Here is a 23,681-nt window from a genome sequence, read left to right as displayed (position 1 = left end):
ATGTCCTCGACATCACCGATACCGGTCATCATCGGTTCCGGGCTGGCCGGACTCGTCACCGCCCTCGAACTCGGCCACCCCTGCCTGCTCATCACCGCAGGGCCATTCGCCGCGGACTGTTCCAGCGATCTCGCCCAGGGAGGCCTCGCAGCAGCGGTCGGCCCCGACGACGACATCGAACTCCACATCCAGGACACCATCGCAGCCGGGGCCGGGTTGTGCGAACCGGAAGCGGTACGCCACATCATTTCCCGCGGGCCCCGAGTCGTGGAGTACCTGCAGGGACTGGGCGTCCCCTTCGACCGCGCACACGGCGTTCTGACGCTCGGGCTGGAAGGGGCCCACCATCGCCGTCGCATCGTGCACGTAGATGGTGACTCCACCGGGCACGCCATCACGAAGGCTGCCGCCGAAGCAGTGCGCGACAGCCCCTGGGTCACCGTGGTGGAAAAGACCCGGGCCTGTCAGCTCCTGCTGAACTCTGGCGGCGCCGTCGAAGGGATCGTCGTCGACGGGGCCACCACGGGAGTCATCCCCACCGAATACGTCGTCCTCGCCACCGGAGGCCTCGGCGGGCTCTTCGCCCACACCACCAATCCCCGCGGTTCCTGGGGAAGTGGCCTCGCGCTGGGGTTACGGGCCGGCGCTCTCGCCCGTGACCTGGAGATGGTCCAGTTCCACCCCACCGCGCTGGTCGCCGGAACAGACCCGATGCCGCTGGTCAGCGAGGCCGTCCGCGGCGAAGGGGCCAGGCTGGTCGATGAACGGGGACGACACCTGTTGAGCAGTGACCTCGCTCCTCGGGACGTCGTCTCTCGAGCCGTCGCAGACCGGATCGACCACGGCGGGCGGGTCTACCTGGACACCCAGTCCTTGCAGGGGGGACATTTCGGCCGACGATTTCCCACCGTCGCGGCCCGGTGTCTCGACGTCGGGCTCGACCCGTCCGTCGATCCGCTGCCGGTTCGTCCTGCCGCGCATTACCACATGGGCGGACTCGTCGTGGATACGAACGGGCGAACGACAGTCCCCGGCCTGTGGGCTGTCGGGGAGGTCGCCTCCACCGGTCTGCACGGCGCGAACCGGCTGGCCAGCAACTCGCTCCTCGAGGCCGTGGTCACCGCTCAAGCAGCAGCTGACGACCTGCGCGTCCGAGCGGAGAAGACTCCCCAAGATGCGTCCTCGTCGGTCTTGTCCGCCGGGTGGGGGCTCCACCTCCGCGAGAACAGACTCCCGGACAGCTTCCGCCGGGCACGAGCGGCACCGGCCAAGGAACTACGACAACTCATGGAACAGCACTGCGGGGTGCTCCGTGACGAGCAAGGACTCCGTACTGTATTGGCTGCTTTGCGGCCAGAGGCACAGCACGATGACACACACCTGGTTGCCCTGATGATTGCCTGGTCAGCATTGCTACGCAACGAATCCCGGGGTGGGCACAGCCGCACCGATCATCCTGGAGGGAAGACCCCCACCCACACCATTCTCACCGTCCCCGAGGCCCTGGCCCAGATCGACTCTTCGGCTGCGCAGAACAGGAGCGCTTGATGCTGGATCTCATGCTCGAACCAACCGTACGTACCGCACTCCTGGAAGACCTCGGCCGAGCCGGCGATCTGACCACCGACTCGATCATCCCGGCCGACCTGGTCGGCAGCGTCGCACTCGTCTCCCGCGACCAGGGGATTCTCTCCGGTCTCGCGTGTGCTCGGCTGGCCTGGCAACTGGTCGACCCCCAGGTCGACTTCCAAGCGGATCTTCCGGATTCAGCTCGCTTACAACCTGGCTCGGTGATCGGCGTGGCCACCGGCCCAGTGCGCGCTCTGCTGACCGGAGAACGCGTCGCCCTGAACTTCCTCGGGCATCTCTCCGGGATCGCCACCACCACGGCCTCTTTCGTCGAGGCAGTCGCAGGAACCAGAACGCAGATCTGCTGCACCCGTAAGACCACTCCTGGCCTGCGAGCCCTGGAAAAAGCGGCGGTCCGTGCCGGAGGAGGGGCAAATCATCGGTACGGGCTCGACGATGCAGTGCTGATCAAGGACAACCATCTGGCCTTCGCCGGGTCGATCACGCGCGCAGTGCGCGATGCCCGGTCGGGGGTGGGCCACCTGGTCAAGATCGAGGTGGAGGTCGACAGCCTCGACCAGATCGAGGAAGTACTCGATGCCGGGGCCGATGCCGTTCTGCTCGACAACATGTCCCCCGCTCAGGTGCGACAAGCTGTGGAACTGGTCGACGGGCAGATCGTCACCGAGGCCTCCGGTCGGGTGACTCCGCAGACGGTACGCGATATCGCCGAGACCGGCGTCGACCTGATCTCCGTCGGCTGGCTGACGCACAGCGCGCCGGTGCTCGACATCGGACTGGACTACCTTCACTGAAAGATCGAATGTTCGCTCAGAAGGCCGTGAGAACAATTTTTCCTGCGGACTGAGAGCGGTCAGGCCTCCGTCAACATCCCTTGTTGTAGCAGGCCATCATGAATGTGACCGACGGAGAGCATCTCCGTCGGTCAGTATCCGATCGGTCGGCGCACGTCGAAGTCGGCATCGACGATGCAACACGTCACGGATCCGGATGCACAGGGGGTCGGACGAGTACGAAACCCGTCCGACCCCCGATGCATTCGCTCACCTCGGAGTCACAACAACCGATGTACCACGGTGTCCGCCAGCAGCCGTCCCCGCCGGGTCAACACCACACGAGGTTCGTCCTGCGGCTCTGAGAGCGGAGCGTGCTCGATCAGACCGTCCTCAGCCAAAGCCCTGACTGAGCTACGTTCATCCTGGCGAAGCATGCGCACGGGCAGTCCTTCGGCCAGCCGCGATCGTAAGAGCACCATCTCGTCATACCGTTGTTCCTCGGTGAGGGTCTCTCCGGCCTCCGCCGGCGACAGCCCCCGATTCACCCGCTGGGCATAGCTCCGCGGGTGACGGACATTCCACCACCGCGTCCCGCCGATGTGACTGTGCGCACCTGGTCCGAAACCCCACCAGTGCCCGCCCCGCCAGTAGCCGAGATTGTGGCGGCAGACCCCGGCTGCGGTCCGCGCCCAATTGCTCACTTCGTACCAGTCGTATCCGGCTTCGCGGAGCAAGTCATCAGCAATTTCGTACTTGTCTGCTTCGTCGTCGTCATCGGGCGCGGAAAGCTCTCCCCTGCGGACCTGTGTCGCCATCCGGGTCCCTTTTTCCACGACGAGCGCGTAGGCCGAGACATGGTCGGGTTCCAGGGAGATGGCCGCTTCCAGGCTCCGTCGCCAGTCGTCCAGCGATTCACCGGGTGCGCCGTAGATCAGATCGACGCTGGTCGCCAAACCTACCGCTGCAGCAGCACTCACTGCCTTGGCGACATTCTCCGGTCGGTGGGTCCGCTCCAAGGTGTGCAGCACATGGGGGACCGCGGACTGCATACCCAGGCTGACTCTGGTGAACCCACCTTCGGCAAGCGCGCCCAGGTAGGCGCTGTCCACGGTGTCGGGGTTCGCTTCCGTGGTGATCTCGATCCCGTCCACGAACCCGAAGGTCGACCGGAGAAGCTCCACGACGCGCACCAGATCACGCGCCGGGAGCAACGTCGGTGTCCCACCGCCGACGAAGATCGTCGACAGCGAACGTGTGGTCTGCCCGAGAACACCGGCCGCGAGTTCGATCTCCCTGCTCAGGACATCGACATATGTGGCGGGGTTCGTACCGGAGTGGTCACGTTGCTCTGCAAGGGCACCATCTGCGGGCGCAGAGACCAGATCAGCAGGTACGTACGTGTTGAAATCGCAGTAACCACAGCGCACTCGACAGAAAGGCACATGGACATAGATCCCCAAGGGGCCTTCTTGCCCCCTGCCCAGGGCTTCCTCGGAGAGCGCGCCATTCGCGGGCAGGGGTTCACCCGACGGTGGCGACGGCACGTGTCACGCTTCTTCCGTGATCGTGCCGCCGTCACCTGACCAGGATCTCAATTCTTGACCGCCTCCGGCTTACCTGCCTGCTCAGCAGGCTTCTCGACCTCAACCGAGACGTCCTGAGCATCCTGCTCGCCCTCGGCCACGGCATCCTTCTCCGGCTCGGCTTTCTCCCCGTTCTCGCCCGCCTCCGCAGCTATCTTCTGCTCGGTGGCCTGGGTCATCGCAGCCAGCTGTTCCTCGCCCATTCCTGCGCCCAGCCCGAAGGTGGCCAGCATGCTACGAACGTTGCTGAGCTGCGAAGTGATCGAGTCACGACGTGCCATCGCTGCGGCCAGTTCACGCTCGGACTCGCGGCGAACGCGTTCGGCCTGCGCACGAGCGGTGTCGAGCAGTTCCTGGGCCTGCTCGCGAGCTTCCTGGAGTCGGTGTGTCGCCTCGGCAGCGGCCTCCTGACGCTCCTGCTCGGCTTCGTCGCGGAGCGCCTCGGTGTGCTCGACGACCCGACGCAGCTCTTCTTCCCGGGCTGAGATCTCCACCTGGAACTCGTGGGTCGCCCGCTCACGACGCTGACTCAGTGTCCGCTCGAACTCGGCGGCTGCTTCGGAGGCCACTGCACGCTGGCGCTCGTAGTAGGCCTCGGCTTCTTCACGGCGGGCGGCGGCGTCACGCACGGCCTCGTCGACGATGGCCGCAGCATTCTCCCGTGCCTCGAGCACTACCTGCTCAGCCTCGGTCTCGGCACGCTCACGGATCTCCGTACCGTACTGCTCGGCGGACCGCCGGGTCAGTTCGGCTTCAGCGACGGCATCCTCGCGCAGCTTCTCCGCTTCTGCGTGGGCATTCGCGGTCAGTGATTCAGCCTCGAGCTCGGCCAAGGTCAGGATCTGGCCGACCCGCTTACCGAGGTGCTCGAAGTTGTTCTGCTTGGCGACATTTTCGTCGCGGTCGCTGAGCATGTTCTGCAGGTTCTCGTTCTTGGCCTGCAGTTCTTCGATCTGTCGCTGCAGATCGTCATGGGCCGAGGCCGCTTCTGAGGCGCGTGCGTCCAGGCGGACCTGAGCATCGGTGAGCCGACGCTTGAGGTCGTCACGTTCTCCCTGGACGGAAGTCAATTGCAGGTGGACCCGCGAGCATTCCTCGCGTGCGGCTGCAAAGTTCTCGTGCGCTGCCGTCAGTGCGGCTTCGACCTGCCCAGGATCGAACCCGCGGAAGACAGTCGCAAAATGCTGGGTTGCTCCATCGGTGCTCATCGAAGCTCCTTGTCGGACGTAGTCGAATCAAGTATGGGAGGCACTTTCACCGGCCACTTCGCCGGGAAGTGTCCAAAGGGGTCTGACCGTCGGGGACGTGGTCGCTGGGAACCTCCGTATCACCCACCCGGTCAGATGACATTACGCCCCCGCCTTTTTCGGGCACACTCAGGGCCTCGATCACTGCAGACAACTCTCCGAGCTGACGAGAGATGTCCTCGCGTTGCGTGGCCAAGGACTGGACCTCGCCACGTGCCCGCTTGACAGCCATCTCCGCTTCCTCACGGAGTCGTTCGGACCGCTCCTGGGCTTCTCTGCTCATCTGCAGGATGTCCGACCGGGCTGTCCGATGATATTCGTACGCTTCACGGTGCAGACGTTCGGCTTCGCGTCCGATGCGCTCACGCACTGCCGCAGCAGCACGCTCAGCTTCGTCGGTACGTCGTTGAGCTCGTCGTTCGATCTCCTCGCCTCTGGAACGAGCTGCGGCAAGGATCTCCTCGGCCTGTCGTTGTGCCGCAGCGATGGTTTCCTCGGCTTCGCTCTGGGCCGCGCCCTGGGCGTCTTCGGCCTCGGCCCGGCGCCGCACGGCCTCGGACTCCGCCTGGGCCATCCGCTCGGCAGATCGGGTACGCGCATTGGTGAGCAGTAAAGTCACTTCGTCCCGGATCACGTGTACATGCGTACTCAGTTTTCGGTGTTCTTTGCGTGTACGTGCGGCGAGCTCTTCCTCGGTCCGTTCGACCAGTGCTTGAGCGGTCCGGGTAGCCCAGACCAGTTGTTCTTCTGCCTGAGCCAGCAATTCCGCTGATTCTCGCCGGGTTTTTTCGATCATCCGATCAGCCTTGCTCTGAGCGTCTCTGAGCGTTTCTTCGATTTCGGCGCGCGTCCGGGAGCTGTATTGGTCGGCTTCTTCCCGCCGCCGATTGGTTTCTTCTTCGGTCGACGTGGTGAGCCGGAGACACTCGGCAGCGGCCTCGTCGAGCATCTGTTTGCTGCTCTTCTCGGCTTGGTGGAGCGACTCGGCGATGTCTATCTCGGTGGCGGCTCGTCCTGCGGTGAGAACCCGGGTCTGTTCTGCGGCGAGCGCCATCAGCAGGGAGTGGCGTTCCTCAGCCTCACGTCGCGCCCGGGAGATCATCGCTTCGGCTTCGGCTTCGGCTTCGCCACGCTGCCGACGAGAGGTGATCTGTGCTGCTTGGATGGCGTCCTCCGCAGCTCGAGCGGCTCTGGTCTGGACGAGCGCAGCCTGATCGACGGCGTCGCGGATCAGCGCGTCGACGTCCTCACGTGCTCGCGCCATGATGCTGTGTTCGTTGACCCTCGCCTGGGCTATGCGTTCCTGGAGTTCCTGGAGTTCGCCGGCGGCGGCGCTGATCGCTCGTCGGCTGCGTCGAGCTTCTTCACGAACCTGCGCGGCCTGTGATTCGGCGTCGGCTCGCAGGGTGTCCGCGAGTTCCTGCGCCTGGGCCAGCAGGGTGAGTGTCTCGTGCACGCTTCCGCTCACGGTGCCCGCACCGGGGTGTGGTGTGGGTGCCTCACCAGCAACAGTCATGGGCCCATCATGTACCAATATGGCGATGGGCAAAACTGGTGAGAGATGCCAACCTTTCTCGTCAATCCCGTTGTCGACGAATCAATTCCAAGTCATATACGGAACGTCCGGCTTCGGTCCCCTTACGTTCGAAACGGGTGACCGGTCGACCGGGCCATCGTGGCGCGAAGCCCTCGTACGGATTGTTCAGCTCGGCATTTCCGGACACGACCTGGAACATCTGGTCGGCGTACTCGGCCCAATCGGTGGCCAGACGTAGGCATCCGCCGTCGACCAGGACCCGAACGATACCGTCGATGGTGCTCTCGTTCACCAGACGACGTTTATGGTGTTTGACCTTACGCCAGGGGTCGGGAAAGAAAATTCGTATCTCGGAGACTGCGGCTTCATCCAGGCCTGTACGCAGCAGAGCTGCCGCATCGGCCTGCAGGATCCGCACATTCGTCAGACCACGACGGTGAGCCCGGATCGCCGTCTTGGCCGCGCCGGGCCGATAGACCTCCACAGCGAGATGGTCCAGTTCAGGGTGTGCGGCGGCCGCAGCCAGGATGGCCTCTCCGGTACCTGAACCGATCTCCACTACGAGCGGGGCCTGCCTGCCGAAGACGGAAGGTGCGTCCAGCTTCCATGCGGGGTCCAAGGAAGCATCCCGGTCCATCCGCGGCGCCGGGACCAGCAATGCCTCGTGTTCTGTGCTCCAGGCCTTGGCGATCTTCGGATGAACCCGCCCGTCGCGGCGCGCGAAAGAGACCACTTCACGGCGGAGACCGTAGGGAAGCCGAACGGACTCACCGGGCACTCCGCCGGATCCGGAAGACACCCCGGGTGACAGGGCATCGTTCACTTCTTCGTCTCCACCTCTTCGGAAGACAGCGCCGCGATGAAGGCTTCCTGGGGGACCTCGACACGGCCCACCATCTTCATACGCTTCTTGCCCTCCTTCTGCTTCTCCAGCAGTTTGCGCTTCCGGGAGATGTCACCGCCGTAACACTTGGCGAGGACGTCCTTACGGATCGCTCTGATGTTCTCCCGGGCGATGATGCGGCTGCCGATGGCCGCCTGGATGGGCACTTCGAACTGCTGCCGCGGAATCAGTTTGCGCAGTTTGGTCGCCATCGAGACGCCGTAGGCATAGGCCTTGTCCTTGTGCACGATGGAGGAGAAGGCGTCGACCTGCTCGCCTTGCAGCAGGATGTCGACCTTCACCAGGTCGGCCACCTGGTCGCCGTCGGGTTCGTAGTCCAGGCTGGCATAGCCCCGAGTACGCGACTTGAGTTGGTCGAAGAAGTCGAAGACGATCTCAGCCAACGGCAGGGTGTACCGCATCTCAACCCGCTCCGGGCTGAGGTAGTCCATGCCACGGAGGGTGCCTCGGCGCTGCTGGCACAGCTCCATGATCGCCCCGATGTATTCGCTGGGGGCCAGGATCGTGGCCCGAACCACAGGTTCCCGCACCTCCGCGATCTTGCCGTCGGGAAACTCGCTGGGGTTGGTGACCTCGACGACGTGTTTGTCCTCCAACGTCACGTCGTACTCCACGTTCGGGAGAGTGGAGATCAGATCCAATCCGAATTCGCGCTCCAGACGTTCCCGGACGATCTCCAGGTGGAGCAGACCCAGGAATCCCACGCGGAAACCGAAACCGAGCGCGGCGGAGGTCTCCGGTTCGTAGACCAGCGCGGCATCGTTGAGTTTCAGTTTGTCCAGGGCGTCCCGCAGCAACGGATAGTCGGTACCGTCGATCGGGTACAGCCCGGAGAACACCATCGGCTTGGGATCCCGGTATCCGCTCAGCGGCTGGAGAGAGGCCCCTGACAGGTTGGTCACGGTGTCACCGACCCGAGACTGGCGTACGTCTTTCACACCGGTGATCAGATAGCCGACCTCACCGACGCCCAGGCCTTTGCACGGCTCGGGCTCGGGGCTGGAGACTCCGATCTCCAGCAGCTCGTGCGTCGCCTTCGTGCTCATCATCAGGATGCGTTCGCGCGGGTTGAGATTGCCGTCCACGACCCGGACGTAAGTCACCACACCCCGGTAGGTGTCGTAGACGGAGTCGAAGATCATGGCCCGGGCCGGCGCATCCGGATCGCCTGTCGGTGCAGGGATCCGGGACACGATCCGGTCGAGAAGCTCCTCGACCCCCTGGCCGGTCTTTCCTGACACGTGGAGTACGTCGTCGGGGTCGCAACCGATCAGGCCTGCCAGCTCCTCGGCGTATTTCTCGGGCTGCGCTGCAGGAAGGTCGATCTTGTTCAGAACCGGGATGATCTCCAGGTCGTTCTCCATCGCCAGATAGAGATTGGCCAAGGTCTGGGCCTCGATGCCCTGAGCCGCGTCGACCAGGAGGATGGCCCCCTCGCAGGCTGCCAGGCTCCGGGAGACCTCGTAGGTGAAGTCGACGTGACCAGGGGTATCGATCATGTTGAGGCAGTAGGTCGCTTCGTCCATGGCCCAGGGCATGCGCACCGCCTGGGACTTAATCGTGATGCCGCGCTCACGTTCGATGTCCATCCGGTCGAGATACTGCGCCCGCATAGCGCGTTCCTCAACGATGCCCGTGATCTGCAGCATCCGATCGGCCAAGGTGGATTTCCCGTGGTCGATATGAGCGATGATGCAGAAATTGCGGATCAGCTCGGGCGGCGTCGCGTGCGGCTGCAGCGCGGTGCGGGCCATCGGTGACACGTGTTGGGTTCCCTTCGGGCGTCAGGGGTGCGGCGCGGCCAGGACGGACCAGATCAGGTCACGAATCCCGGCGGATCATTCTTCATCATCCCATGCCTGACAGGTTCTCCCCGCACCCATCCATGGCCCCCGAAAGACGGGAGGGGCCGTGCACGGACCAGGCAGGGCACACTGGGTCGTGATGAACATCAAAGCTGTGCTCCGCTCCCTCGCACGGACTCTGCTCGGTGCCGGTCGTGTCGGCTCTCCATCGGGAGAACCAGCTGGTCCGGACAGCTTGAAGGCCAACAGCGGGATTCCGCGCATCTACCCGGGTGATTTCACCGGCCCTTTACGACCCCGCTACGCCCCGGTCGACGACGACCAGCCCGATCCCGGAGAGATCGTCTGGGCCTGGGTGCCCTACGAGGAAGACCATTCCCAGGGAAAGGACCGTCCTGCCTTGATCATCGGCCGGGACAAGGACTGGCTGTTGGCTCTGCCGGTGACCAGTAAAAATCATGACCGTGATGCCCGGCAGGAAGCTTCGGTCGGTCGCTACTGGACCGACATCGGAACCGGGGACTGGGACTCCCGGGGCAGACCCTCCGAGGTCAGGGTGAACCGGGTGGTCAGATTGGCGCCGTCCTCCGTACGACGTATCGGTGCCAAGCTCGATCGCGCACGTTTCGACAAGGTCTGCGCGGAGATGTCGCGCCGACGTTAATTCGCTTCCCACCTGGGGAAACGCATTCAGACCGGGAAAATCCGTGACAGAAGACGCTCCCCGTGGTTCCCGAGAGCCCTGCACGAGGAACCGGTTCCGCCCGCGGTCTCAGGCCGCGGGCGGAACCATGTCGTAGACCGAAAGGTCAGTCCAGGTAGTCGCGCAGCACCTGGGAGCGCGACGGGTGACGCAGCTTGCTCATCGTCTTCGACTCGATCTGACGAATCCGCTCGCGGGTCACACCGTAGACCTTGCCGATCTCGTCGAGGGTCTTCGGCTGACCGTCGGTGAGTCCGAAACGCATGGACACCACTCCGGCTTCACGCTCGGACAAGGTGTCCAGCACCGAGTGCAGCTGCTCCTGCAGGAGGGTGAAGCTCACGGCGTCGGCGGGCACGACGGCCTCGGAGTCCTCGATGAGGTCACCGAACTCGGAATCGCCGTCCTCGCCCAGCGGGGTGTGCAAGGAGATCGGCTCGCGACCGTACTTCTGGACCTCGACGACCTTCTCAGGAGTCATGTCGAGCTCTTTGGCCAGCTCCTCCGGAGTGGGCTCGCGGCCCAGGTCCTGCAGCATCTGGCGCTGGACACGGGCCAGCTTGTTGATGACCTCGACCATGTGCACCGGGATACGGATGGTGCGGGCCTGATCGGCCATGGCCCGGGTGATGGCCTGACGGATCCACCAGGTCGCATACGTCGAGAACTTGAATCCTTTGGTGTAGTCGAATTTCTCGACAGCGCGGATGAGTCCCAGGTTTCCTTCCTGGATCAGGTCCAGGAAGAGCATGCCCCGGCCGGTGTACCGCTTGGCCAGGGAGACCACGAGACGAAGGTTGGCTTCGAGGAGGTGGTTCTTGGCGTTACGGCCGTCCTGAGCGATCCACCACAGCTCACGCTTGAACTTGTTGTCGAACTCCTCACCGGAGTTGAGCTTCTCCTCGGCGAACAGACCGGCTTCGATCCGTTTGGCGAGCTCGACCTCCTGCTCGGCGTTGAGGAGGGCGACCTTTCCGATCTGCTTCAGGTAGTCCTTGACCGGGTCAGCTGTCGCTCCAGCGGTGACGACCTGCTGCGCGGGGGCGTCGTCGTCGTCCCCATCACGCAGGACGAAGCCCCGTTCCTCAGGCTCGTCCTCGGAGTCCTGAGTGTTACGTCCACGAGCCCCCCGAGCACCGGTACGACGACGCGACGGTTCGTCCTCGGACTCCTCTTCCTGGTCCTCGGCGCCTTCCCCGCCGATCTCGACACCGTCGATGTCGTGGGCCTCGTTCTCGAGGTCGACCTCGTCGCCGATCTCGACGTCGATCTCCTCGGAAGGTTCGCCGTTCTTGGCTGCGGTTTTCTTCGCCGCTGTCTTCTTGGCCGTGGCTTTCTTCGCCGTCGTCTTCTTCGCCGTGGTCTTGCGTGCCGCTCGTTTCTTCGGCGCAGCTTCCTCACTGTCGACGGCGGCCTTGGCCTTAGCAGCACTGGCGCGCGGCGCACGAGGTGCAGTCAGTCGCACCTCGCCTTCGATCGTCACCCCATTGCCGGTGAGAGCGGTGACGATCTGACGTCGTCGCGGCCCTTTGACCCCGTCTGCGTCCAACGCTTCGTTGAGGACTTCGGCCGAGACCACCCGGCTGCGGGCAGCTGTTTTCACTACCTTGGCAACGGCGGGCTCGGCACCCCCTAGATTGCTGGAGCGTGACCGGGACGTCGTGGCGGATCCGTTCGGCACGTGTTTACACCGACACCTTTCGTCATCACAGAACCTGTATCGCCCCTGAGCGTGCAGGTCCAGAGCGCATCATGAAGGACACGCACGTGTTCGTAGTCGCTGGGATCGGGGCGGTCGCCGGCGTTTATGGATAGGTCGCTCTCTGGCGAAAGGTCTCCGGCCGACCATCTGCTGAACATTATAAAGGCCGAGATGTCAATACCGCCTACTCGGGGCGATCCCGGCCGGGTGCTTTGACCACCAGGACCGGGCAAGAGGCTTCCAGGAGAAGTCTCTGCGCATGGGATCCGACCAGCAGTTTCCCCACTGGAGTCCGCTGTCTGACACCGATCACGACGAGGTCTGTGACGAGCTGGTCAGCTAAGTCGAGCATCGCCGATGTCCGATCCGTGGCCGAGACCTCGTGAACGATCAGCTCCAGTCCGGCGTCGGACAACCGCCGACGGCCCTTCTCCAGCTCCTCGGCCCACACCGGATCCTGGCGGATTTCAGCCGCAGCCTGCTGTTGCGAGGAAGCAGACGGGCTCCGCGGTGTGGTTGACAGCACGTCCAGCCCCGACCGACGGGCCAGGCACTCGTCCACGGCAGCCCGTAAGGCAGCCAGCCCTTCAGGGGCACTCGACACTCCGACGAGGACGGTCACCAGGCCTCCTTCTACTGGCTCCGGCCGACCGAACCGACCTGGAGGAGCAACAATCAGCCGATTGTAGACGGGAGAAAAACAGCTCCCCCTGAAACACTCTGGTGTGTCACTGATTTCGTTGAGCAGCGCATACCGGTCCAAGCATCCTCAGCAGTGCGACTCCGACGGTTTCACCCCGTGGGCGATCACCGCGCCGAGCAACCTGGCCAGCGAATGGGTCGCATCGATGGACAGCGCTCGATCCACACAGATCCGAGCCAAGGCACCCTGGCCCTGCTGCCAGGAGTAAGCCGCCATCATCACCAGCAGACCGGCTCGGTCCTGCTCCGGCAGACAACGAGCGAAACGGATCATTCGATGCGTCATTCCCCGTGCATTTTCCTGCCCCTCAGCCGTAGACAGATCTGGCGGCGCGCCCAGGACGGCCATGCGCGGATCCCGCCCCAATCCATCCTCTTCCCCGCCCAAGAACTCCGGGCACAACCAGGCCAACAGCTCGTCCCGCATCGCAATGCGATGTGTGGAGAGCACTATTCGCCAAACGCTATCCAGTGGAAGATGCTCCGGCTGCAGATCACCTGCCACGCCCAGCAGACAGGCCCAGGCCTCGTAGACATCGCGGACATCCATCTCACCCAAGACCGAGAAATCGACCGGCGCATAACGTGGGGAGTCCAGCGCTGGCTCCAAAGAATCCGCCATCGCTGCTCGGCTCGGCCACGGTGAGACGCCCCACAACACACACGTGGCCACCGCAGGAACATCCTCCGCCGCGGGGAGCGGCCGGAAAGACCTGTCCTTTCCGACCATCTCACCCGCGCTCCACATTCCCCGCCGGACCACGATGCTCTCCCTGACCGGAATACCTCCGTCTTCCAAAGCCGCCGCCACCTGCGTCAACAGGTGATCCGCCGACGGCCCTTCGTCCGCGAACTCCACGAGCACTGCGCCGTCACAGCCGTCGCTCAACAACACGGCGCACAGCACGTCGAAGGCTTGAACGGGATAGCACTCCCCCGGCGGAAGCAGGTCAAGCCGCTGGATCACTCCGACCCGGTGACCACGCATGGCGACCACCACCACGGAATCGGTAGGGCGATAGCCCAGAAGGTAGGGCAGAGCGACCGCGAGCTCCTCCGGCCGATTGACGTGCACCACAGATGTCATGAACGACATCCTCGACAGCCGACGCTCCCCTATGCCCTCCCCGGACAAAACATGTGGACGGAGCCCCTCTCGCGCTGTCCTTGTGGATCGCAGCGGAACCCGGATGCCAGGTCAGGGAGTCATCGGCCGATCACGACGAGGAAACTCCGTACGAACATGGCTTGCGATACGCCTACACATGAAACCGTCGAGCCCAGCACCCAACAGTCCTCCAGCCAAAGGAACCCCGCGGCCCAACTTGGTCAGGCTCTTCTTCCCGAACTGAGTCACCAAGCGGAATCCGACGCCTTTGTTCACCGCCATCAGCACCGGGCCAGGCAGCCGCTCGGCAGCCATTGTGGCAACCCTCCCGGAACTGGCATATCCGGCTTTACGCAAGACATCATCTGCATCAGCGCCCACCAAGGAAAGCAGGACCGCCGACCTCACCTCAGGGCGAGCCAGATCGTAGCCACGTAGATAGGCCACGGCAGCCGACATCCTGGTCACGACGATGTAGAAACCCAGAACATTCGCCGGCAGAGCCACCGGCAGAGTGATAAAACCGCCGAGCCCGGTGACGAAACCACTGGCAGCACAAATTTTGAGGTGATCGCGCACGACCGCGTCCACAGCTGCCTCCGCGGAGCCTTTCTTCGCCTGGGCCGCCCGGGCCACCGCCTCGGCCGACTCGAAGTGTCCCTTGCCCTCGATCCCCATCGTCAGAAGGCGCTCCACGAGCTTGGCCGCCGACCCCGTGACCCCCTCCGGTGCCGCCACGTCCTGAGTCGGACGAGAGCCACCCTGCTTGTCGAAGACGCCCACGCTTCTCCTCCTGAAATGTCAGCCAGCCTGAGATCTCGGGACTTCCGAGACCGCTTCCTGCGCTCCATGCCCCACGAACACCTGAGCAAACCTGCTGTCCACGGGCCGACCACTGCAGTCAGGAGGTGGAACTTCCGCCCCGGTCCTCGTCCTGACTACGCAGGAAGGCCTCGAACTCCTCCCCCAATTCCTCTGCAGTCGGGATCAAGGAATCGTCTCCGGCCAACAACGCCTTACGTTGCCGCCCGGAGACGAAGGTGTCGTACTGCTCCTCCAAGGCATCGATCACCGCAGGAGCGTCCTCCGTCCCCGCCACCTCTGCCGCGATCGCCCGCTGATTGTCCGCAGAGGCGATCTGCAGAGCAGCATCCGGCAGATTCAAGCCCGTAGAGGACACCAGATTTTCCAGCCCGGCGAGCGCTGCCGAAGGAAAATCAGCCTGTGCCAGGTAGTGGGGAACATGGACCGCGAACCCCATGGCCTGTCGTCCCGCTTCCCCGAGCCTCAGCTCCAGGAGGCTGGAGAGCCCGGCAGGAACTTTGACCTTGCCGAAGACCGATTCTTTTCCAGCAACGAGATGCTCGTCTGTGGCGTGCGCGGTGACCCACAGCGGCCGGGAGTGCGGCACCGCCATCGGGATGCCGTAGACGGTGGTGACCAGCTCGACCCCGAATCGATCGATGATTCCGCGGACGGCTTCGACCATTCTTTCCCACTGATAATCCGGTTCCCGGCCGGTCAGCAGCAGAAAAGGGGTGCCTTCGTCATCGACGACCTCGTAGAGAACCAGGGTGGGGTCGTCATAGGCCGTCCACCGGTTCTCCTCGAAAGTCATCGAGGGTCGACGTCCTCGGTAGTCGAAGAGCTGATCGACGTCGAAGGTCGCAGCGACCCGGTGTTCGAGGGTCGACAACAGGTGGTTCACCAGGATCCGCTGGGTCCCGCCGGCGTCCAGGTATCCGGAGAAGGCCACCAACATCACCGTGGCATGCAAGCTGCTGATGTCGGTGTCGGTCTCGAAGTGGTACAGCTCGCGAGGATCACGCATTTGGATTCTCCTCCTCTCGTCACGGTCTGCGCGCGCCGTGGGCGCGTTCATGTCGTTCAACGCCTCGTGGAACCCGTCGATTCCCTGTCGTGCCTTGCGCCACATCCGTCGGGGGGACACCTGCCGTGCAGATTTCCACCAGCGGTGGACTCCTCGTCCACCGAATAACCGGTCTGTCACCGGGATACCTCTCGCCCTAGCCTCGGCTGGGGATGTACCCAGCTTCCAGTCGAATCAAGAAACGCATCACGCGTCGCCATACCAATTCGGTCAGACCGTGATCGTATTCCTCTACGAGTTCGGGGTCGGTGAACAGGTGCTGGTCCCCGGGGTAAAGGTAGACGCTGCTGCACGAGCCTGCACGGGCTGCGAGGCGGGCCAGCCGGACGGGGGCGAATTCGTCCACCCAGGGGTCGTCCACCATGTGATGTGCATCGACCGGGACACCCAAGGGCCAGGGTTCGTCGTCGTAGGCGCCGCCGCCGCCGATCAGTACGGCTCCGCGTGCTCCGGGTCGGTGGATGGCCAGCTCTTGGGCGATCCCTGCACCCATGGAGAAACCCAGGTAGACGAGTTCTCCAGGGAGCTCTTCTACGCAGGCCCAGGCTCGGTCCACGATGGTGGTCCAGCCGATCTCCTCCATGCGTAGGACTCCGGCGTCGTATCCCTCGGCCCCCCCTCCGAAGCTGACTCCTTCGTAGAGGTCCGGAGTGTGAACGGTATGCCCCTGGTCACGTAGGCGTCGGGCCGCATCGAAGACACCCGGACGCCTTCCCAGCGCCGAGTGGAAAATCACCACCTCAGCCACGTGCACCCTCCCGGATCCAGCACCCCGGTGGGCGCCCTCGTGGACAGCCTGCCACCCCGGGTCGGCGAACGGGGCTGAAGGACGGTGAACTCTCGCCTTGCAGGAGAAGCGGCCCGAAGGTCCTGAGCCGGTCAGTCTTCGCTCCCTCCCGCCGGAGCAGCCAGAAAAGTACTGTCGCCAGCATGAATTCAGTTTCGCAGAGGGTCTTGGCGCGATGAGCCCCTGTCGGTGGGGCGGAAGACGGAAAGGTCTCTCCGTCCTCCGCCCCACCGATCACAGGTCGGGAAGGTCAGGCCTTCACCAGGCCCCGCAGGACGTACTGCAGGATGCCGTCATTGCGGTAGTAGTCGCGTTCTCCAGGAGTGTCGATCCGCAGGACCGCGTCGAACTCGGTCTTCGTACCATCGGATCCGGTGGCGGTGACCTTCACCGTCTTAGGGGTACGTCCTTCGTTCAGTTCGCTCACCCCGGCGATGTCGAAGGTCTCGGTGCCGTCCAGACCGAGGCTGTCAGCGTTCTGACCCTCGGGGAACTGCAGTGGCAGAACGCCCATCCCGATCAGGTTGGAGCGATGGATACGTTCGTAGCTTTCGGCGATCACGGCTTTGACGCCGAGCAGTCGGGTGCCTTTGGCCGCCCAGTCGCGAGAGCTTCCCGAGCCGTATTCCTTACCGCCCAGGACGATCAGGGGGATCTTGGCTGCCTGGTAGGCCTCGCTGGCTTCGTAGATGGTGGTCTGTCCACCACCGTTGAGGAAGTTTCGGGTGTATCCGCCTTCGACCCCGTCCAGCAGCAGGTTCTTCAACCGGATGTTGGCGAAGGTGCCGCGCACCATCACTTCGTGGTTCCCGCGGCGGGAGCCGTAGCTGTTGAAGTCCTTGCGTTCGACGCCGTGCTCAGCGAGGTACCGGCCGGCCGGGCTGTCCGGTTTGATGGCGCCAGCAGGGCTGATGTGGTCGGTGGTGACCGAGTCACCCAGCTTGGCGAGCACCCTGGCCCCAGTGATGTCCTGCACCGGAGTGAGGTCCATCCTCATGCCGTCGAAGTACGTGGGTTTACGGACGTAGGTCGACTCGCCGTCCCAGCTGAAGGTTTTGCCTTCAGGGGTGTTCAGCCCCTGCCAACGGGAATCACCCGCGAAGACGTCCTTGTAGTCCTCCACGAAGATGTCACGGGATATGGCGGAAGCGATGGCATTCTCGACCTCGGCCGCGCTCGGCCAGATGTCGGTGAGGTAAACGTCATGACCGTCCCGGTCCCGGCCCAGGGGCTGAGCGTCGAAGTCGAAGTCCATCGTCCCGGCGATGGCATAGGCGATGACCAGCGGCGGGGAGGCCAGGTAGTTCATCTTGACATCGGGGCTGATCCGGCCTTCGAAGTTACGGTTACCGGAGAGCACCGCAGTGACGGCGAGGTCGTTGTCATTGATGGCTTTGCTGACCGCTTCGTGCAGCGGGCCCGAGTTGCCGATGCAGGTCGCGCAGCCGTAGCCGACCAGGTGAAAGCCGAGTGCTTCCAGGGCAGGCCACAGCCCGGCCCTCTCGTAGTAACCGGTGACGACCTGGCTGCCAGGCGCCATCGAAGTCTTGACCCATGGCTTGGCCTGCAGGCCTTTGTCCACGGCTTTCTGGGCGAGTAGCCCGGCAGCCATCATCACCGAGGGGTTGGAAGTGTTGGTGCAGGAGGTGATGGAAGCAATTGCGACATGTCCGTGGTCGACCTCGAAGGTGCCCTTGTCGGTGGTCACCGAGACCTTGCGAGAGGTGCGACGCAGCCCGTCGAACGGCCGGGTCCGGAGCGCACCGGCTTCGCTGCTGGGAAGGTCGCTCATCTGGGCAGGCGCGTCAGAGGCGATGTCCTCATGGACATCGTCGAGTTCCACATCGCCCTCGCGGCCTTTCACGTAGGCGGGCAGAGCTTGGCGGAAAGCTTTCTGGGCTTTGGTGAGCTCGATCCGGTCCTGGGGGCGCTTCGGACCCGCGATGCTGGGCACCACCGTGGACAGGTCTAGTTCGAGCTTCTCGGAGTAGCGGGCTTCGGCTTCGGGATCGAGCCAGAGCCCCTGTTCCTTCGCGTAGGCCTCGACGAGAGCGATCTGCGCATCGTCGCGTCCGGTCAACCGCAGGTAGTCGACGGTCACCTCGTCGATGGGGAAGATCGCGCAGGTTGAACCGAATTCAGGGCTCATGTTGCCGATGGTCGCCCGGTTCGCCAGGGGCAGCGCTGCCACACCCGCACCGTAGAACTCGACGAACTTGCCCACCACGCCGTGCTTGCGCAGCATCTCGGTGATGGTGAGCACCACATCGGTCGCAGTGACACCGGCGTTCATCGACCCGGTCAGTTTGAAGCCGACGACCCGCGGGATGAGCATGGAGACGGGCTGTCCGAGCATGGCTGCTTCGGCCTCGATCCCGCCGACACCCCAGCCGAGCACGCCCAACCCGTTGACCATGGTGGTGTGGGAGTCGGTGCCGACGCAGGTGTCCGGGTAGGCCTGTCCACCGCGGGACATGACCACGCGGGCAAGTCGTTCGATGTTGACCTGGTGGACGATTCCAGTGCCCGGGGGGACGACGGCGAACTCGTCGAAGGCGGTCTGGCCCCAGCGGAGGAACTGGTAACGCTCCTTGTTGCGCTGGTACTCGAAGTCCTGGTTGATCGAGAAGGCGTCACGACTTCCGGCGACGTCGATCTGCACCGAGTGGTCGATGACCATCTCGGCAGGAGCCAAGGGGTTGATCCTGCTGGGATCACCGCCGAGCTCAGCAACGGCCTCCCGCATGGTGGCCAGGTCCACGACGCAGGGCACACCGGTGAAGTCCTGCATGACGACACGAGCCGGGGTGAACTGGATCTCCGTGTCGGGCTGCGCATTCTCGTCCCAGCCACCGAGGGCACGGATGTGTGCTTCGGTGATATTCGCGCCGTCCTCGGTGCGCAGCAGGTTCTCCAGTAGCACTTTCAGGCTGTACGGGAGTGTCTGGCTGCCGTCGACGGCGGCCAGCCGGAAGATCTCGTAGGAGGCATCACCCACATGCAGGGTGCCTTTGGCCTGGAAGCTGTCACAGCTCATGTCGGGCTCCTTCACAAGTTCTCTCGATATCAAGATATCTAACCATATTGATACCCGAACCAGAACAACAGTGCGGGATCAGTCCATTGCTGGCATGTGCACCGAACGCCCCGCGAGAACCGCAGCGCTCCATGCCTGCCCAGTCGAAACCCCCAGAGCCAGCGCTCAGACCTGCAGAACCCCCTGAGCAGAGACGGCTGCCCCGATCGGCTCCCTCCGGAACCGATCGAGCGCGCCGCCACCTGCTCACCCCGTCGTCGCCTCCGGACACAAGATCGCGATGCACTCCACGTGATGAGTCATCGGGAAGGCGTCATAGGCGGACAACTCCCGCAGGACATAACCCAACTCAGCCGCATAGGCGATATCTCTGGACAGCGCCGCCGGGTCGCAAGCCACATAGGCCACGGCCCGCGGACGCAAAGCAGCCACACCCGTGATCACGTCACGGCCAGCGCCCGTTCGTGGTGGATCCAAGACCACCAGATCGAAGCCCTCGCCCTGCTCCACCAACTCGGGCAGCGCATGATCCACCCGTCCGTGCAAGACCGACACCTGACCGTCTCCGGCGAAATGATCAGCCGCAGCATGGGCAGCCCGGGAATCGGACTCCACCGCCACCACCTCGCCGGACCCGCCCACGGCCTGCGCCAATCCTCGGGCGAAGAGCCCGACCCCCGAGTACAGGTCAAGACAACGCTCACCCGGCTCAGGAGCCAATCCCGTCAACACCCGGTCCACGAAGGTCTGCGCCGCAGCCGGATGAACCTGCCAGAAGCCCAAGGCGTTCAGCCGGAAGAACGACTCCTCGCCCCCCACCAGGACCCGTTCGTGAAGGGAAGGGGTGCGTTTCAGCCCTTGGGGTGCTGCGACCACGGCGCGTTCCCCCGTCGAGGAGACCGCTGCGTGCACAGCCTTGGCGCGCGGATACACCGACGAGAAGATCTCGCTGTCTGCGATACCAGGCGCAGCCAGCAGACACTCGTCGATCGACAACACCTCACGACTGCGATGCGGGTGAAAGCCCGTCCGGCCACGACGGTCGACCGCCAGATTCACCCGGGTACGCCATCCAAGACCGTCCTCGTGGCCAGGAAGCGGCTCCACGGTGACCGAGCGCTCCACACCGGCCAACCGCGAGAGCTGCTCCTGGACCACAGCGGCCTTCATCTCCCGCTGATACGCCAGATCGACATGCTGGAAGTCGCAACCGCCGCACCCGGACGGGCCTGCATAACGACAGGGTGCGTCCACTCGCTTCGCCGAAGCCTCCAGGACCTCAATGGCCTCGGCCAACAGGAAACGATCCCCGGTGCGCCCCGCGATGACCCGAGCCCGCACCCGTTCGCCGGGCAGGCTGTGCCGCACGAAGAGGACCAGCCCTTCATGACGGGCCACGCAGTGCCCGCCGTGTGCCACCGGGCCCACATCGACCACATACTCGGCGCCCACCGCCGAGACCCGGTTAGTACTCACTCGCCCCTCCGAACTGCGCCTGCCGTCGGAGCGGTCGTCGCCGCCTCCAGACGGGCTTCGGCATTCGCCGAAGACTGAAGCTGCCAAGGCACACTCACCATCATGACACCCGGCGTGAACAAAAGGGCTGTCTTCAGGCGCAAGGCGCTCTGGTTGTGCAAGACCTGTTCCCACCAATGTCCGACGACATATTCGGGAATGTAGACCGTCACCACGTCTTCAGGATGACGAGCCCGCACGTCCTTGACATAGTTGAGAACAGGCCGGGTGATCTCTCGATAAGGGCTGTCCAGAATGGTCAGCGGAACCGGTATATTGCGGCGGTCCCATTCACGAGACAATTCCTTGGTCGCTTCGGACTCCACATTCACGGTGATCGCATCGAGCTGAGACGGCCTCGAGGCCCGGGCGTAGGCCAGTGCCCGCATGGTCGGCTTGTGGATCTTGCTGATCAACACGACAGCATGCACCCTGCTGGGCAGTGCTCGCTCTTCCCGAGGGTCATCACCCAACGCCAGCTCTCGGCTCACCGACCGGTAATGACGGTTGATGGCCTGCATGAGGAAGTACGTGACGATCATTGCCGCGATCGCCCACTTCGCGCCACGTTGGAACTTCGTCACCAAGACGATCAACAGGACAAGCCCCGACATGGAGGCACCGATGATGTTGATGATCCTGCTGATCTGCATATGGCGACGTTCTTCAGCCACTGCGGTGAGCAGATGCCGGTTCCAGTGCCGGATCATGCCGACCTGACTCAAGGTGAAGGAAACGAAGACACCGACGATGTAGAGCTGAATGAGCTCGGTGACCTTCGCTTCGTAGATGACGATCAACACACAAGCCGCGCCGGCCAGGATGATGATCCCATTGCTGAACGCCAACCGGTCACCGCGAGTATGCAACTGCCTCGGCAGGTATCCGTCCTTCGCCAGAACAGATGCCAAGACCGGGAAACCATTGAATGCAGTGTTGGCGGCCAGCACCAGCAAAATTCCGGTGACTGTCGCAATGAAATAGAGACCGGGCCGGAAATCGCTGAAGACCGCACCCGCGAGCTGAGCCAGCACAGTCTCCTGCACATAGGAGGACCCCACAGGTTTCCCGTCCAACAGAATCTGTTCTGCCGGAAATTCTGCGAATTTCAGACCCACCTTGTTCGCCAGGAGAACGATCGACATGAGCATGGCCACCGAGATCGACCCCATCAACAACAGAGTCGTCGCAGCGTTCTGGCTCTTAGGTTTTTTGAAAGCAGGCACACCATTGCTGATCGCCTCCACACCCGTGAGCGCTGCACACCCCGAGGAGAAAGCTCGCAGCAGCAGGAAGAACATAGCCAATCCGGCCAAGGACTCCATACCCGACTCCGGGACCAGCTCGTACTTGGCTGAAGCCGCTTGCGGCAGATCACCCATCGCTGCCCGGTAATAACCGTAGAGCGCCATACCGATGACGCCGAACATGAAGGCGTACGTAGGAACGGCGAACAGTGACCCCGACTCACGCACCCCCCGCAGGTTCATCGCAGTCAGCAGGACGACCAGGCCCACCCCGACCAACGTCTCGTTACCACGCAGCTGAGGCAAGGCCGCTGCCGCATTCTGCACCCCCGAGGAGATGGACACCGCCACGGTCAGTACGTAATCGACCAGCAAGGCGCTGGCCACCACGACCCCGGCCTGCGGACCGATGTTGACCGTGGCCACCTCATAGTCACCGCCACCGGACGGGTAGGCGTGCACATTCTGTCGGTAGGACATGACCACGATGACCATGACGAAGGCCACGGTCAGGGCAATCTGCCAGGAATGGGTGGCAGCGAAGGCACCACCAGCTGCGGCCAGAGTCAGGAAAATCTCGTCCGGGGCATAGGCCACCGAGGACAAGGCGTCACTGGCAAAGACCGGGAGAGCGATCCGCTTCGGCAGCAGGGTCTCTCCCAAACGATCGCTGCGCATGGCGCGACCGACAAGAACCCGTTTGAGGGCACGACTGGCTTTCGACACGGCTTTACTGTAGGACTCACATCGTCAGACACCTATCCGAGATCTCCCTCCCTGATAAAATCCCTACTTTGGGCCGATAATCGGCCCTTCCAGCGCGCTGCCCCGATGCCCAGGTGATATCCCCCGGTCGGAGGTGTACCGTCAGGCCGTGCACTTCGTGATCATGGGCTGCGGCCGCGTCGGTTCCGCTTTGGCGCTGGCCCTCGAACAACAAGGCCACGACGTGGCCGTCGTCGACCGGGATGCCACTGCTTTCAGACGGTTAGGGCCGGACTTCGAAGGACGACGGATCACCGGGATGGGCTTCGACCGGGACACCCTCGAACAGGCTGGCATCGAGAATGCCTACGCCTTCGCCGCCGTCAGTAGCGGCGACAACTCCAACATCCTCGCAGCGCGAGTAGCACGCGAAACCTACGGCGTGGAAAACGTCGTCGCGCGTATCTACGATCCGGGGCGAGCCGAGATCTACCAGCGTCTCGGCATCCCCACCGTCGCCACCGTTCGCTGGACCGCAGACCGAATGCTGCGCCAGCTGCTTCCCGATGGGGCTGTTCCTCAGTTCACCGATCCCAGCGGCAATGTCGTCATCGCTGAGGTTCGCGCCAATCCGGGATGGATCGGAAAACCGCTGACCCGGATCGAAGAAATCACCAGGACTCGGATCGCCTACCTGTTGCGCCTGGGAGAGGGCCTCATCCCCACCTCGGAAACCCTACTCCAGGACGGCGACCTGCTCAACATCCTGTGTGAGGCGAAACGTCTCTCCGATGTCGAGCAGATCCTCGATCGCGTTCCGCCCACCGACTGAGCCACAGAAG

At 63.7% G+C, this 23,681-nt stretch carries 18 protein-coding genes; 4 read left to right on the top strand and 14 right to left on the bottom strand.

Annotated elements, in window-relative coordinates:
• Complete coding sequence (locus DX923_RS05970; protein WP_116113398.1) at nt 1–1,548, top strand: L-aspartate oxidase; 1,548 nt, start codon at nt 1–3, stop codon at nt 1,546–1,548.
• Nucleotides 1,549–1,559: 11 nt separating this feature from the next.
• On the top strand, nt 1,560–2,384 hold the full coding sequence (nadC, locus tag DX923_RS05965) for a carboxylating nicotinate-nucleotide diphosphorylase (protein ID WP_240322772.1): 825 nt from the start codon (nt 1,560–1,562) through the stop codon (nt 2,382–2,384).
• A 260-nt stretch (nt 2,385–2,644) separates the two neighbouring features.
• Here nadC and hemW read toward each other — a convergent pair whose 3' ends face one another.
• The 5 genes from hemW to lepA form a co-directional block, all read right to left on the bottom strand.
• Entirely contained in the window at nt 2,645–3,910 is a 1,266-nt protein-coding gene (gene hemW, locus DX923_RS05960; RefSeq protein ID WP_116113395.1) for a radical SAM family heme chaperone HemW, read from the bottom strand.
• Nucleotides 3,911–3,957: 47 nt separating this feature from the next.
• Entirely contained in the window at nt 3,958–5,157 is a 1,200-nt protein-coding gene (locus DX923_RS05955; protein ID WP_116113393.1) for a hypothetical protein, read from the bottom strand.
• A 46-nt stretch (nt 5,158–5,203) separates the two neighbouring features.
• On the bottom strand, nt 5,204–6,712 hold the full coding sequence (locus DX923_RS05950; RefSeq protein ID WP_116113391.1) for a hypothetical protein: 1,509 nt from the start codon (nt 6,710–6,712) through the stop codon (nt 5,204–5,206).
• A gap of 61 nt (nt 6,713–6,773) precedes the next feature.
• A complete protein-coding gene (trmB, locus tag DX923_RS05945; RefSeq protein WP_116113390.1) occupies nt 6,774–7,556 on the bottom strand; it encodes a tRNA (guanosine(46)-N7)-methyltransferase TrmB in 783 nt (260 codons plus the stop codon).
• Nucleotides 7,553–9,391 (bottom strand): translation elongation factor 4, encoded by a 1,839-nt coding sequence (gene lepA, locus DX923_RS05940; protein ID WP_116113388.1) that lies wholly within the window; start codon nt 9,389–9,391, stop codon nt 7,553–7,555. Before lepA ends, trmB begins: the two co-directional genes overlap by 4 nt.
• A 190-nt stretch (nt 9,392–9,581) precedes the next feature.
• Between lepA and DX923_RS05935 the strand changes: the two genes are divergently transcribed.
• Entirely contained in the window at nt 9,582–10,106 is a 525-nt protein-coding gene (locus DX923_RS05935) for a type II toxin-antitoxin system PemK/MazF family toxin (RefSeq protein WP_116116186.1), read from the top strand.
• A gap of 145 nt (nt 10,107–10,251) precedes the next feature.
• On the opposite strand, the gene DX923_RS05930 is transcribed toward DX923_RS05935, so the two are convergent.
• The 9 genes from DX923_RS05930 to DX923_RS05890 all read right to left on the bottom strand — a co-directional run bounded on the left by DX923_RS05930 (nt 10,252) and on the right by DX923_RS05890 (nt 22,860).
• Nucleotides 10,252–11,826 (bottom strand): RNA polymerase sigma factor, encoded by a 1,575-nt coding sequence (locus tag DX923_RS05930; protein WP_240322771.1) that lies wholly within the window; start codon nt 11,824–11,826, stop codon nt 10,252–10,254.
• A 205-nt stretch (nt 11,827–12,031) separates the two neighbouring features.
• Nucleotides 12,032–12,469 carry a universal stress protein gene (locus DX923_RS05925; RefSeq protein ID WP_162872810.1) on the bottom strand — a complete coding sequence of 146 codons (438 nt, stop codon included), beginning with the start codon at nt 12,467–12,469 and terminating at the stop codon, nt 12,032–12,034.
• 147 nt (nt 12,470–12,616) lie between these two features.
• A complete protein-coding gene (locus DX923_RS05920; RefSeq protein ID WP_162872809.1) occupies nt 12,617–13,636 on the bottom strand; it encodes a DUF4192 domain-containing protein in 1,020 nt (339 codons plus the stop codon).
• A 111-nt stretch (nt 13,637–13,747) separates the two neighbouring features.
• Entirely contained in the window at nt 13,748–14,440 is a 693-nt protein-coding gene (locus DX923_RS05915) for an EcsC family protein (RefSeq protein WP_116113381.1), read from the bottom strand.
• A gap of 118 nt (nt 14,441–14,558) precedes the next feature.
• Nucleotides 14,559–15,488: a PAC2 family protein gene (locus tag DX923_RS05910; protein WP_116113380.1), complete on the bottom strand. Its 930-nt coding sequence runs from the start codon at nt 15,486–15,488 to the stop codon at nt 14,559–14,561.
• 196 nt (nt 15,489–15,684) lie between these two features.
• Nucleotides 15,685–16,296, bottom strand: a complete 612-nt coding sequence (locus DX923_RS05905) for a dienelactone hydrolase family protein (protein WP_162872808.1) — start codon at nt 16,294–16,296, stop codon at nt 15,685–15,687.
• 289 nt (nt 16,297–16,585) lie between these two features.
• Nucleotides 16,586–19,372: an aconitate hydratase AcnA gene (gene acnA / locus DX923_RS05900; protein ID WP_116113377.1), complete on the bottom strand. Its 2,787-nt coding sequence runs from the start codon at nt 19,370–19,372 to the stop codon at nt 16,586–16,588.
• 246 nt (nt 19,373–19,618) lie between these two features.
• On the bottom strand, nt 19,619–20,848 hold the full coding sequence (locus tag DX923_RS05895) for a class I SAM-dependent RNA methyltransferase (protein WP_116113375.1): 1,230 nt from the start codon (nt 20,846–20,848) through the stop codon (nt 19,619–19,621).
• Complete coding sequence (locus DX923_RS05890; protein WP_116113374.1) at nt 20,845–22,860, bottom strand: APC family permease; 2,016 nt, start codon at nt 22,858–22,860, stop codon at nt 20,845–20,847. Before DX923_RS05890 ends, DX923_RS05895 begins: the two co-directional genes overlap by 4 nt.
• 148 nt (nt 22,861–23,008) lie before the next feature.
• On the opposite strand from DX923_RS05890, the gene DX923_RS05885 reads away from it, so the two are divergent.
• Nucleotides 23,009–23,671 (top strand): potassium channel family protein, encoded by a 663-nt coding sequence (locus DX923_RS05885; RefSeq protein WP_116116185.1) that lies wholly within the window; start codon nt 23,009–23,011, stop codon nt 23,669–23,671.
• Nucleotides 23,672–23,681 lie beyond the last annotated feature (10 nt).

This window comes from Austwickia chelonae, from assembly GCF_003391095.1.
GTDB lineage: Bacteria > Actinomycetota > Actinomycetes > Actinomycetales > Dermatophilaceae > Austwickia > Austwickia chelonae_A.
The sequence above is the reverse complement of the archived record's forward strand: the minus strand, read 5'-3'. Positions and strand labels throughout refer to the sequence as shown.